This window comes from Methylopila turkensis (assembly GCF_027922325.1).
GTDB lineage: Bacteria > Pseudomonadota > Alphaproteobacteria > Rhizobiales > Methylopilaceae > Methylopila > Methylopila turkensis.
Genome location: NZ_BSFL01000001.1, coordinates 1,144,130 through 1,156,282, shown reverse-complemented (window position 1 = coordinate 1,156,282; position 12,153 = coordinate 1,144,130). Strand labels below are relative to the sequence as shown.

Annotated in this window: 7 protein-coding genes; 3 read left to right on the top strand and 4 right to left on the bottom strand. The window is 69.7% G+C overall.

Features of this window, described 5'->3' with window-relative positions; all coding sequences use genetic code 11:
• Positions 1 to 11: 11 nt before the first annotated feature.
• On the top strand, positions 12 to 1,409 hold the full coding sequence (locus tag PKE78_RS05490) for a DUF459 domain-containing protein (RefSeq protein ID WP_271199819.1): 1,398 nt from the start codon (positions 12 to 14) through the stop codon (positions 1,407 to 1,409).
• A 30-nt stretch (positions 1,410 to 1,439) separates the two neighbouring features.
• On the opposite strand, the gene PKE78_RS05485 is transcribed toward PKE78_RS05490, so the two are convergent.
• Positions 1,440 to 2,864: a glutamate synthase subunit beta gene (locus PKE78_RS05485; RefSeq protein WP_271199818.1), complete on the bottom strand. Its 1,425-nt coding sequence runs from the start codon at positions 2,862 to 2,864 to the stop codon at positions 1,440 to 1,442.
• A 182-nt stretch (positions 2,865 to 3,046) separates the two neighbouring features.
• Positions 3,047 to 7,783 carry a glutamate synthase large subunit gene (gene gltB, locus PKE78_RS05480; RefSeq protein ID WP_428981226.1) on the bottom strand — a complete coding sequence of 1,579 codons (4,737 nt, stop codon included), beginning with the start codon at positions 7,781 to 7,783 and terminating at the stop codon, positions 3,047 to 3,049.
• Between the two features lie 397 nt (positions 7,784 to 8,180).
• On the opposite strand from gltB, the gene PKE78_RS05475 reads away from it, so the two are divergent.
• A complete protein-coding gene (locus PKE78_RS05475) occupies positions 8,181 to 9,245 on the top strand; it encodes a threonine aldolase family protein (RefSeq protein ID WP_271199816.1) in 1,065 nt (354 codons plus the stop codon).
• A gap of 53 nt (positions 9,246 to 9,298) precedes the next feature.
• Here the strand turns inward: PKE78_RS05475 and PKE78_RS05470 are convergent, their stop codons facing one another.
• Complete coding sequence (locus PKE78_RS05470) at positions 9,299 to 9,763, bottom strand: Hsp20 family protein (protein WP_271199815.1); 465 nt, start codon at positions 9,761 to 9,763, stop codon at positions 9,299 to 9,301.
• A gap of 219 nt (positions 9,764 to 9,982) precedes the next feature.
• Here PKE78_RS05470 and PKE78_RS05465 point away from each other — a divergent pair, with 219 nt between their 5' ends.
• Positions 9,983 to 10,963 (top strand): alpha/beta fold hydrolase, encoded by a 981-nt coding sequence (locus tag PKE78_RS05465; protein ID WP_271199814.1) that lies wholly within the window; start codon positions 9,983 to 9,985, stop codon positions 10,961 to 10,963.
• A gap of 4 nt (positions 10,964 to 10,967) precedes the next feature.
• Here PKE78_RS05465 and hisN read toward each other — a convergent pair whose 3' ends face one another.
• Positions 10,968 to 11,753: a histidinol-phosphatase gene (gene hisN, locus PKE78_RS05460; protein ID WP_271199813.1), complete on the bottom strand. Its 786-nt coding sequence runs from the start codon at positions 11,751 to 11,753 to the stop codon at positions 10,968 to 10,970.
• Positions 11,754 to 12,153: the final 400 nt, after the last annotated feature.

Below are 12,153 nucleotides of genomic sequence, written 5' to 3'. Positions count from 1 at the left end.
ATCTGCCGACCATGACACGGCTTGTCCGTTGGCTCCTGCTGGCATTGATCGCGCCGTTCGCCTCTCTGGCGGCGTCTTCTGGCGCATCCGCCCAGGATGGCGTCTACCAGCGCCGCTACTACGATCCGCCGCGGGTCGAACGCCGCTACTACGACGAGGACGAGCGTTACGTTCAGCAGCGGCTGCGCGCCATTCGGCGCGACAGCGCGGTGTTGCGTCGCGAGGCCGAACGACGCGCGGCCTATGAGGCCGCGCAGCGCGAACAGAGCCGGCGCGGCGGCTTCGGCGTTCCGTTCCTGCAACGCTTGTTCGGGGGATCGCGGCCCGAGGCTGACGAGCGCTGGAGCGCGCGCACGGACCCGGGAGCGGTCGAGGTCCGCCCGAAGCCGAAACGCATCCGTCGCCGGCCGCCGGAAGCGACGCCCGCGGCGGCGCTCCTTCCAGCCGTCACGCCGCCCGAGGTCGCCGCCGCGCCGCCGGCGGCCCCTCCGTCGACCTTCGTGGTTGTGATCGGCGACAGCATCGCGGACGGGCTGGCTGGCGGTTTGACGGAAGCCTTCGTTGACGCGCCCGACGTCGCCGTGAAGCGCGTGACGAAGCCAAACGCCGGGCTCGTTCGCGGCGATTACTACGACTTCGTCGCCGCGGCGCGTCAGACGCTCGACGAGGGACCGGCGACCTACGCCGTGTTCGATGTCGGCGTAAATGATCGCCAGCCTTTCCTTGACATGCGCGACGCGGCGCCGCTGTCGCCGCGGTGGAAGGAGCGTTACGCGCAGCGCATCGACGCTCTGCTGGCGCCGTTCAAGGAACGCAAGATACCGATCTACTGGGTCGGGCTCGCGCCGAGCGAAAGCGTCCGGGCGAGCTCCGACCACACGGCGCTCAACGCGCTAGCGCGCGAGCGCGTGGAGGCCGCGGGCGGCACATACGTGGACGTCTGGGAGGGCTTCGTCGACGAAGCCGGCGATTACGCCGCGGTCGGGCCGCAGCTCGACGGCCAGACCGCGAAGCTGCGGCTGGACGACGGGGTGCACTTCTCGAAGGCCGGCGCCCGCAAGCTCGCGCACTACGTCGAGCAGGAGATCCGCAAGGTCTACACGCCGAAGCCCGCAGTTCCCGCCGATGCGGTCGCAGGCACGACGACAGACGCCCCCGAGCCGAACGCCCCTCCGCTCGCGGCCAAGCCGAAGCCACTCGCCGGTCCGCTGATGGTGCTGACCGCGCCGCGGACGACACAGGGCGGCGCCTTGCTCGGGTCGGGATCGCCGGCCGCCGCCGAAACGCTGCTGGTCCGAGGCGAAGCGCCGTCGCCGACGCCGGGACGGCTCGACGACCACCGTTGGCCCGCCGCGGCGGGTCCCGACGGCGACGCGTCGGCAAAACCCGACGCCGCGCCTCGTCCGTGATCGGCGCGGCCCGGATGGCCGCTTAGGGCGTCAGCGCGGCAGCTTGGTCGAGCCGGTCAGGAAGGTGTCGATCGCAGCCGCGGCCTGACGGCCTTCGCGGATGGCCCACACCACCAGCGACTGGCCGCGGCGCATGTCTCCCGCCGCGAAGACCTTCGGGTTCGACGTGACGTAGCTGCTCTCGTCCGCAAGCACGTTGCCGCGCTTGTCAAGCGCGACGCCGGACTGCTCGACGAGCCCGTCGATCCGCGGCCCGGAGAACCCGAGTGCGATGAAGACGAGGTCGGCCTTGATCAGGAACTCGCTGCCAGGGATCGGCTGGCGCTTGGCGTCGGCGCGGGCGCAACGCACGCCCACGACCTTGCCGTTCTTGCCCTCAATTCCGAGCGTTACCGCGGCGAACTCCCGCTCCGCGCCCTCGGCCTGGCTCGAGGAGGTGCGGAACTTGGTCGGCCAGTAGGGCCAGGTCAGCAGCTTGTCCTCGACCTTCGGCGGCGTCGGACGGATGTCGAGCTGCGTCACCACGATGGCGCCCTGCCGGAACGAGGTGCCGACGCAGTCCGAGGCGGTGTCGCCGCCGCCGATGACGACGACATGCTTCGCGGTCGCCTCGACCCTCGCCTCGGGGATCGCGTTCTCGAACCCGACCCGGCGGTTCTGCTGCACGAGGAACGGCATTGCGTAGTGCACGCCCTGCAGGTCCTGGCCCGGCAGCTGCGGATCGCGCGGCTTCTCGGCGCCGCCGGCGAACAGGACCGCGTCGTAGCCGTCGGTCAGCTCCGAGACGGGCAGGGTCACGCCGACGTTCACGCCGTAGTGGAACGTGACGCCCTCGGCCTCCATCTGCTCGACGCGCCGGTCGATGTGGCGCTTCTCCATTTTGAAGTCCGGGATGCCGTAGCGGAGCAGGCCGCCGGCGCGCGGCTCGCGCTCGTAGACATGGACCTCATGTCCCGCGCGAGCGAGCTGCTGGGCGGCGGCGAGCCCGGCCGGACCGGAGCCCACGACCGCGACCCGGCTGCCGGACTTCGCGGCCGCGGGCTCGGGCACGATCCAGCCATTGGCCCAGGCCTTGTCGGCGATGGCCTGCTCGACGGTTTTGATCGCGACCGGAACGTTCTCGAGGTTCAGCGTGCACGCCTCTTCGCAGGGCGCGGGGCAGATGCGGCCGGTGAACTCCGGGAAATTGTTGGTGGAGTGGAGGTTGCGGGACGCCTCCTCCCAATCGTCGGCGTAGACGAGGTCGTTCCAGTCCGGGATCTGGTTGTTGACCGGGCAGCCCTGGGGCCCGTGACAGAACGGAATGCCGCAATCCATGCAGCGCGCCGCCTGGCCGGCGACCTCCGCGTCTGACAGCGGCAGCGTGAACTCGCGATAATGCCGGATGCGGTCGGACGCCGGCTGATACCGCGCCTCCTGCCGGTCGATCTCGAGAAAACCTGTGACCTTGCCCATCGTATGGTCTCCTCCGTCCGGAGGTCCTTGTCGCAAGCCCGCCTGCAGGTGGCGTCCGACCCTGCGCCGGAAGCGCAGGGCCGATCGTCCACGGCGTTAAGCTCTACCTTGATGACGGTCCCGGAGCGACCCCTGGGGCCGTCCGGAACGACGATGTCCTGCGCGAGCCGGAGGCCCGCTCCTCACTCCGCCGCCTGCAGCGCGCGCGCCTTCTCCATCTCGCGGAGAGCCCGGCGGTACTCGACGGGCATCACCTTCACGAACTTGTTCCGGTAGCTCGCCCAGTCGTCGAGGATCGCCTTGGCCCGCGTGGACTCGGTGTGGGCGAGGTGCGCGGAGATCAGATGCTTCAGGCGGTCCTCGTCGTGCCGGGTCATGTCCGGATCGACATGGATGCGGCCCTTGAACTCCAGATCGCCGCCGTGGTGGTGCAGCTCCTCGAGCAGCTCCTCCTCCTCGGGCACCGGCTCGAGATCGACCATCGAGAGGTTGCAGCGCGCGGCGAAGTCGCCCGCCTCGTCGAGCACATAGGCGACGCCGCCCGACATGCCCGCGGCGAAGTTGCGGCCGGTCTTGCCGAGCACCACCACCACGCCGCCGGTCATGTACTCGCAGCCATGGTCGCCGGCGCCTTCGACGACCGCGATCGCGCCGGAGTTCCGGACCGCGAAGCGCTCGCCCGCGACGCCGCGGAAGTAGCATTCGCCCTCGATCGCGCCGTAGAGCACCGTGTTGCCGACGATGATCGACTCCTCGGCCACCACGCCGGCGTTCGCCGCCGGACGGATGATGATGCGGCCGCCCGAAAGGCCCTTGCCGACATAGTCGTTGGCCTCGCCCGTCAGGTCGAAGGTGACGCCGGCGGCGAGGAAAGCGCCGAAGCTCTGGCCGGCGGTGCCGGTCAGCTTCACCGTGATGGTGTCGTCCGGCAGCCCGGCCGCGCCGTGCGCCTTCGCCACCGCGCCCGAGAGCATGGCGCCCGCGGAGCGGTTGCGGCTCTTGATCGCGCGCTCGATCACGACCGGCGCGCCGGTCTCGATCGCCGGCTTCGCGGCCTCGATCAGATCGCGGTCGAGCACCGCCTCAAGATGGTGGTCCTGAAGCTCGGCGTGACGGATCGCGACGTCCGCGCCGACCACGGGCTTCGCGAACAGCTTCGAGAAGTCGAGGCCCTTGGCCTTCCAGTGGGCGACGGCCTCGCGCTTGTCGAGCAGGTCGGAACGGCCGACGATCTCGTCGAGCGTGGTCGCACCCATCTCGGCGAGGAGTTGGCGGACTTCCTCGGCCACGAAGAACAGGTAGTCGACCACGTTCTCCGGCGTGCCCTTGAAGCGCTTGCGCAGCACCGGATCCTGCGTGGCGATGCCGACGGGGCAGGTGTTGAGGTGGCACTTGCGCATCATGATGCAGCCGGCCGCGATCAGCGGCGCGGTCGAGAAGCCGAACTCGTCCGCCCCAAGCAGCGCGCCGACGACCACGTCGCGGCCCGTGCGCAGGCCGCCGTCGACCTGCAGGCGGACGCGACCGCGCAGGCGGTTCATGACCAGGGTCTGCTGGGTCTCGGCGAGACCGGTCTCCCAGGGGCCGCCGGCGTGCTTCAGCGAGGTGAGCGGGGACGCGCCCGTGCCGCCCTCGAAGCCGGAGATGGTGATGTGGTCGGCGCGCGCCTTGGCGACGCCCGCGGCCACCGTGCCGACGCCGACCTCGGAGACGAGCTTCACCGACACGTCAGCCGCCGGGTTGACGTTCTTCAGGTCGTAGATGAGCTGCGCCAGATCCTCGATCGAGTAGATGTCGTGGTGTGGCGGCGGCGAGATCAGGCCGACGCCCGGCGTGGAGCGCCGGACCTTGGCGATCGCCGCGTCGACCTTGTGGCCGGGCAGCTGGCCGCCTTCGCCGGGCTTCGCGCCCTGCGCGACCTTGATCTGGATCGTGTCGGCGTTGACGAGGTACTCGGTCGTCACGCCGAAGCGGCCCGAGGCGACCTGCTTGATCGCCGAGCGCTTGGAATCGCCGTTGGCGAGCGGAACGAATCGCTCCGGCTCCTCGCCGCCCTCGCCGGTGTTCGACTTGCCGCCGATCCGGTTCATGGCGACGGCGAGCGTCTCGTGCGCCTCGCGGCTGATCGACCCGAACGACATCGCGCCGGTGACGAAGCGCTTCACGATCTCGGCCGCGGACTCGACCTGATCGAGCGGCACGGCCTCGCGGCCGCGCTCCTTCGCGGACTTGATGCGGAACAGGCCGCGCAGCGTCAGCAGGCGCTCCGCCTGTTCGTTCATGTCGCGCGCGAAGTCCTCGTACTTAGCGAAGGACCGGGCGCGGACCGCATGCTGCAGATCCGCGACCGATTCCGGCGTCCAGGCGTGGTCCTCGCCGCGGATGCGGTACGCGTACTCGCCGCCGACCTCGAGCGCCGAGCGCAGGACGGGGACGTCCGCGAAGGCGAGCGTGTGGCGGCGGACCGTCTCCTCGGCGATCTCCGCCAGGCCGACCCCGCCGACCGGCGTCGCGGTGCCGGTGAAGAACTTGTCGACGAAGTCCTTGGACAGGCCGATCGCGTCGAAGATCTGCGCGCCGCAATAGGACTGGTAGGTCGAGATGCCCATCTTGGACATGACCTTGAGCAAGCCCTTGCCGATCGACTTGATGTAGCGGGTGCGCACCTCCGTGGCGTCGACGCGCTCGGGGAAGTCCAGCGCCTGATGCATCGAGGCGAGCGTCTCGAAGGCGAGATAGGGGTTGATCGCCTCGGCGCCGTAGCCCGCGAGCACCGCGAAGTGGTGCACCTCGCGCGGCTCGCCCGACTCCACCACAAGGCCGACCGAGGTGCGGAGACCCTTGCGGATCAGGTGATGGTGCACGGCGGCGGTGGCGAGCGCGGCGGGAATCGCGATGCGGCCCGGGCCGACGAGCCGATCGGACAACACGACGATGTTGAAGCCGCCGTGGACGGCCGCGGTCGCGCGCTCGCAGAGCCGCTCGATCGCGTCGCCCATGCCGCCGGCGCCCTTCTCGGCCGGGTAGGTCGTGTCCAGCGTGCGCGACTGGAACTGGCTTTCGGCCAGGTCGTCGATCGCGCGGATCTTTTCCAGGTCCTCGTTGGTGAGGATCGGCTGGCGCACCTCGAGCCGCTTCTTCTTCGACGAGCCGTCGAGGTCGAACAGGTTCGGCCGCGGTCCGATGAAGGACACGAGGCTCATCACCAGCTCCTCGCGGATCGGGTCGATCGGCGGGTTGGTGACCTGGGCGAAGTTCTGCTTGAAGTAGGTGTAGAGCAGCTTGGAGCGCGTGGAGAGCGCCGACAGCGGCGTGTCGGTGCCCATGGAGCCGACCGCCTCCTGGCCGGTGGTCGCCATCGGCGCCATCAGCAGCTTCACGTCCTCCTGCGTGTAACCGAAGGCCTGCTGCCGGTCGAGCAGGCTCACCGCCGGCCGCGGGCGCGGCGGCGGGGCGTCGGGCAGGTCCTCGAGCACGAGCTGCGTCTTGGCCAGCCACTCCTTGTAGGGGCGGGCCTTGGCGAGGCTCGACTTGATCTCCTCGTCGGAGACGATGCGGCCCTCGGCGAGGTCGATCAGCAGCATGCGGCCGGGCTGCAGCCGCCACTTGCGGACGATCTTCTCCTCCGGCATCGGCAGCACGCCCATCTCGGAGGCCATCACGACGAGATCGTCGTCGGTCTGGTACCAGCGGGCCGGACGCAGGCCGTTGCGGTCGAGAGTCGCGCCGATCTGGCGGCCGTCGGTGAAGGCGATCGCGGCGGGGCCGTCCCACGGCTCCATGACGGCGGCGTGGTACTCGTAGAAGGCGCGGCGCTCGTCATCCATCAGCGGGTTGCCGGCCCAGGCCTCGGGCACGAGCATCATCACCGCGTGCGCCATGCCGTAGCCGCCGTCCACGAGGAACTCGAGGGCGTTGTCGAGGCAAGCGGTGTCGGACTGGCCCTCATACGAGATCGGCCAGAGCTTCGAGATGTCGTTGCCGTAGAGCTCGCTGTCGACGGAAGCCTGCCGCGCCGCCATCCAGTTGACGTTGCCGCGCAGGGTGTTGATCTCGCCGTTGTGCGCGACCATGCGGTAGGGGTGCGCCAGCGACCAGGCCGGGAAGGTGTTGGTCGAGAACCGCTGGTGCACGAGCGCGAGCGCGCTCTCGAACCGCTCGTCCTTCAGGTCGGGGTAATAGGCCGCGAGCTGATCCGCCAGGAACATGCCCTTGTAGACGATGGTCCGGCAGGACAGCGACACGGGGTAGTAGGACGAGGCGCGCGGATCCGCGCCGTAGATCTCGTTGGAGACCACCTTGCGCAGGATGAACAGCTTGCGCTCGAAATCGTCCTCGTTGTCGATCTGGGCCGAGCGGCCGATGAAGATCTGGAGCTGGACCGGCTCGGTCGGCTTGACGCTTTCGCCGAGCGAGGAGTTGTCCGTCGGCACGTCGCGCCAGCCGAGGAAGGTCTGGCCCTCCTCGGCGATGACGCGCTCGAACACCGCCTTGACGTTCGCGACCGCGGCGGGATCGCGCGGCGCGAAGATGTGGCCGACGGCGTAGAACCCGGGCTCCGGCAGCGCGAAGCCGAGGCGCTCGGCCTCCGCCGCGAAGAACTTGTGCGGAATCTGCACCAGCATGCCCGCGCCGTCGCCGGCACGCGGATCGGCGCCCACGGCGCCGCGGTGCTCGAGGTTTTCGAGGATCCGGATCCCGTGCTCGATGATGGCGTGGCTCTTGCGGCCCCTCATGTCGGCCACGAAGCCGACGCCGCACGAATCCTTCTCGTGACGCGGGTCGTAGAGGCCGTGCGCCTGCGGCAGCCCATGGTCGAGCGCGACGGTTTTGGTCGCGGCGGCGCGAGCGGCGTCGGTCGCGTCGCTTTCGCGCGCGATGTTGCGGATGTCGCTCTTGCTCTCGTCGGTCATGGCCAACCCCAAGATGCCGCCGGCCGCGAAGCCGGCGTGTCAGTCGTCCCGCATCGAATGCTGCGCGCGGTCCCGCCACACGCGATCGGCCCGGTCAGGACGCGCCGCGCGCTCCCGCCTGGAACCGTTCTTGAGTGAATAAGGAACGACGCCGATGCGCAAATGGACAGCCTTGCTGTCCTATTGCGCCGCGCACATTGTCAGAAAAGGTGGGTTGCGACAAGCGCCGATGCGAGGTCGCGCGGCGTTTTTCTGCCGTGGCGAAGCGTCCCGCCGCAACAAAATGTCGTCCCTCAGGCCAAACCCGCAACTTTCGGCGTATGCGCCCGACTTTCGCCCTTCCGCATCGACGCTGCGCGCTTCCGCGCCTAAAAGCGGTCGCCCGTTCATGAGGCGAAAGCGCATGTATCTCGCCAGCGACAATGCTGCTCCGGCCGCGGAACAAGTGCTCCAGGCGCTCGCGCGCGCCAATGCGGGCGCGTCCGCGCCCTATGGCCGCGACGAACCGACGCGTCGGGTCGAGGCGATGTTCAGCGAGCTGTTCGAGCGCGAGGTCGGCGTCTTCCTCGTGACGACCGGCACCGCCGCGAACGCGCTGGCGCTGGCGCAGATCACGCCGCCCTGGGGCGCCGCGATCGGCCACGCCGAGGCGCATGTGATGCACGACGAGTGCGGCGCGCCGGAGTTCTTCACCGCCGGCGCCAAGATCGTCGGCGTTCCGGGCCGCGACGGCAGGATGACCGCCGACGGGCTGAAGGCGCTGCTCGCGCGCGATTTCTGGACGCCGCCGACCCATGTCGCTCCCGCCTCCGTGACGATCAGCCAGGCGACCGAAGCCGGCACGCTCTACCGGCCGGCGGAAATCGCGGCGATCGCGGAGGCGGCGAAGGCGCATGGGCTCCGGGTTCATATGGACGGCGCCCGCTTCGCGAACGCAGCGGCCGCGACCGGCGCCGCGCCGGCGGAGCTGACCTGGCGGTCCGGCGTCGAGATCCTGTCGTTCGGCTTCACGAAGAACGGCGCGATGGCGGCCGAAGCCGTGATCGTGTTCGCCGACGATCTCGTGAAGAACCTCGCCGAGCGGCGCAAGCGCGGCGGCCACCTGTGGTCGAAGGGCCGTTTCATCGCGGCGCAGGTGGAGGCGCTGCTGGAGAACGGGCTGTGGCTCGACCTCGCGGCGCGGGCCAACGCGACGGCGGGTCGTCTGGCGAAGGGGCTGGAGAGCCGCGGCCTGCGGCTCGCCTTTCCGATCGAGGCCAACGAGGTTTTCGTCTGGCTGCCGCCGTCGGTCGACGACGCCCTGCGCGCGGCGGGCGCGGCTTATTACGCCTGGTCGAGCGAATCGATCGCGCCGGAGCGTTCGGGCCGCGACGGCGCTCGTCTCGCGCGCCTGATCTGCTCGTTCGCGACGCCGGACGAGGATGTCGACGCGTTTCTCGGCGTGATCGATCGCGAGCCCGTGGCGTAAAAAAGCGCCCCGGTCTCCCGGGGCGCCCGCGTGACGTCGATGGGTCGGCGCGCTTACGCGGCTTCGGCGACCTTGGCGTCGATCGCCTTCGGCCGGCCGGCGTTGATCGCGATCGTGCGGGGCTTCTTGGCCTCCGGCACCTCGCGCACCAGCTCCACATGGAGCAGGCCGTTCTCGAGGCTCGCGCCCGTCACCTGGACGTGGTCGGCGAGCTGGAAGCGGCGCTCGAAGGCGCGGGCGGCGATGCCCTGATGAAGCACTTCGCCCTTACGCTCCTCCGCCTGCTTTTCGCCGCGGACCGAAAGCGCGTTCTCCTTCACCTCGATCGTCAGGTCCTGCTCGGCGAAGCCGGCGACCGCGACGGTGATGCGATAGGCGTTCTCGGCCGTGCGCTCGATGTTGTAGGGCGGGTAGCCGGGCGTGGCCTCGGCGCCGCCGGCGACGTTGTCGAGCAGCGAGAACAGCCGGTCGAAGCCGACGGTCGAGCGGTAGAGCGGGGAAAGATCGAACTGGCGCATGGGTCACATCCTTTGATCAAGCGACATGGTTCGGCCCGCCGGTTTGGCCGGGCCTTTTCTCAAGCGCCGCAGCCGGTTGGCCTGCGACGAAACTGAGTTAGGAACGCGAAATCCGGCCCGCAAGGGGCGCCGGGCTCGCCATCGCGACGTGGTTCGGACGCGCGCCGTCTGATAGGCAGGGCGCACGACCTCCCGTTCCGAGCTGACGCCCCCGCCCGCATGCCGTCCCGCCCCCAGCCGCTTCCCGTGCGCGAGGATTTCGTCGAGGCGCCCGACGCGGCGATGACGCCCGGCGCGTCGCTTCGCATCGTGACGGCCGCCGACGGGCTGCGGCTGCGCGCGGCGACATGGCGACCGGCGGGAACGCCGCGCGGCACGGTCTGCGTGTTCCAGGGGCGGGCGGAGTTCGTCGAGAAATACTCCGAGGTGGCCGACGACCTGCTAGCGCGCGGTTTCGCGGTCGCGACCTTCGATTTCCGGGGGCAGGGCGGCTCGCAGCGGCTGGTGTCCAATCCGCTCAAGGGCCACGTCGACGATTTCGACGACTACCGCGTCGACGCCGAGGCCTTCATGCGGCAGGCGGTGATGCCGCACTGCCCGCCGCCCTATTTCGCGCTCGGCCACTCCATGTCGGCGCCGGTGCTGATCGCGCTCGCGCTCCGGCAGCCGCAGTGGTTCGACCGTATGGTGCTGGCGGCGCCGATGATCGGCCTGCCGCTCGCCCGCGCCGAATTCTTCGCCCGCGGCCTCGCCACGGGACTCGGACGGCTCGGCTTCTCCGGCTCCTACATCCCGAGCGGGGCGGATCGAATTCTCGCGCTGCGGCCGTTCGCGACCAATCCGGTGACGTCCGACCCGACGCGCTACGCGCGCTCCGTCAGCCTGATCACGCGCGAGCCGCGGCTCGCGATCGCTTCGCCCACCATCGGCTGGGTGCACGCCGCCTTCCGCGCGATGACCGCTACCGCGCTGCCCGGCGTGCCGGAAAGCGTCAGGACGCCGACGCTGGTGCTGACGGCCGGGGCTGATCGGATCGTGGATCCGCGGGCGAGCGCGCGGTTCGCGGCCCGCATTCGCGGCGGCGGCCACCTTCAGCTGCGCGGCGCGAAGCATGAGCTTCTGATGGAGCGGGACGACCTGCGGGGCCTGTTTTGGGCCGCGTTCGACGCCTTCGTGCCGGGAAGCGGCGCGTTGGCCTGAGGCTTCAGCCGAGCTTCGACAGCCGCTCGAGCGCGCGTTCGTGCAAGCGCTTGTCGCCCGCGGCTATGATACGTCCGCCATCGGTGGCCGGCCCGCCGTCCCAGGTCGTGACGACGCCGCCCGCGCCTTCGACGATCGGGATCAGCGCCACGATGTCGAACGGCTTCAGGTCAGCCTCGATGACGAGGTCGACATGGCCGCTCGCAAGCATTGCATAGGCGTAGCAGTCGCCGCTCCAGCGGGTCAGACGGACGTCCGCCGAGACCTGCTCGAAGGTCTCGCGCTCCTCGGGCGTGAACATGGTCGGCGAGGTGGACATCAACATCGCGTCTTCGAGCCGGGGACAGGCCCGCGTCCGCAGACGGCGCTCCGTTCCGCGCCCACGGTAGCTCGCGCTGGAGCCGTCGCCGGAGAAGCGCTCGCCGATGAAGGGCTGGTTCATCATGCCGAAGCAGGGCGAGCCGCCGCGCGTAAGCCCGATCAGCGTGCCCCAGATCGGCATGCCGAGAATGAACGAGCGGGTGCCGTCGATCGGGTCGAGCACCCAGACGAACTCAGCGTCCGGCCGGTCGTCGCCATGCTCCTCGCCGATGATGCCGTGCTCCGGAAAGGTTCGCCGGATCAGCGCCCGCATCGCGGTCTCGCCGGCCTTGTCGGCGGCGGTGACCGGGTCGAAGCCCTCGCGCAGCTTGTTCTCGACGCCGATGGAGGTGCGGAAGAACGGCAGGATCGCCTCGCCGGACTCCTGCGCCAGGCGGTCGACGAAGGCGGAAAAGTCTACGGCCGTCATGAGGGGCGCCCCGGTTGCGCGCCGGCGAAGGAACCCCGGCGGCCCGAAAGAGCGCGAAAGCGCGCGGCGGGCAAGAGGCGGGCGGAGCAGCGGCCTCACGGAAGGTGAGGATCAAAATAAAACGCCGGCTTACGCGACACGGGGTCGCAGCCGGCGATAGGTGGCCTTAGGCCTTGCTTTTTGTGCGGCGCGGCCGCATCTTATTGCAGCGCGGCAATGCGATCCCTCGCGATGCCGCTGCCCTCCTTGGGCGTTTCCTCCCTAGACTTGGGCCGCTTGCTTGCAGGCGGCCCTTTTTTCTTATTGGCGTCCAGGCAGGCGGGACATTGGCGACAGTTCGTCGCGTTTGCAAGCGTTTTCCGATCAGACGATAGGCGCATTGCGTCAAACCGCGGAAACG

Bases quoted from the DNA above. Each gene is read 5' to 3' on its own strand.
- PKE78_RS05465 (WP_271199814.1), top strand. From the start codon at position 9,983: ATGCCGTCCCGCCCCCAGCCGCTTCCCGTGCGCGAGGATTTCGTCGAG.
- PKE78_RS05490 (WP_271199819.1), top strand. From the start codon at position 12: ATGACACGGCTTGTCCGTTGGCTCCTGCTGGCATTGATCGCGCCGTTC.
- PKE78_RS05475 (WP_271199816.1), top strand. From the start codon at position 8,181: ATGTATCTCGCCAGCGACAATGCTGCTCCGGCCGCGGAACAAGTGCTC.
- PKE78_RS05470 (WP_271199815.1), bottom strand. From the start codon at position 9,763: ATGCGCCAGTTCGATCTTTCCCCGCTCTACCGCTCGACCGTCGGCTTC.
- PKE78_RS05485 (WP_271199818.1), bottom strand. From the start codon at position 2,864: ATGGGCAAGGTCACAGGTTTTCTCGAGATCGACCGGCAGGAGGCGCGG.
- hisN (WP_271199813.1), bottom strand. From the start codon at position 11,753: ATGACGGCCGTAGACTTTTCCGCCTTCGTCGACCGCCTGGCGCAGGAG.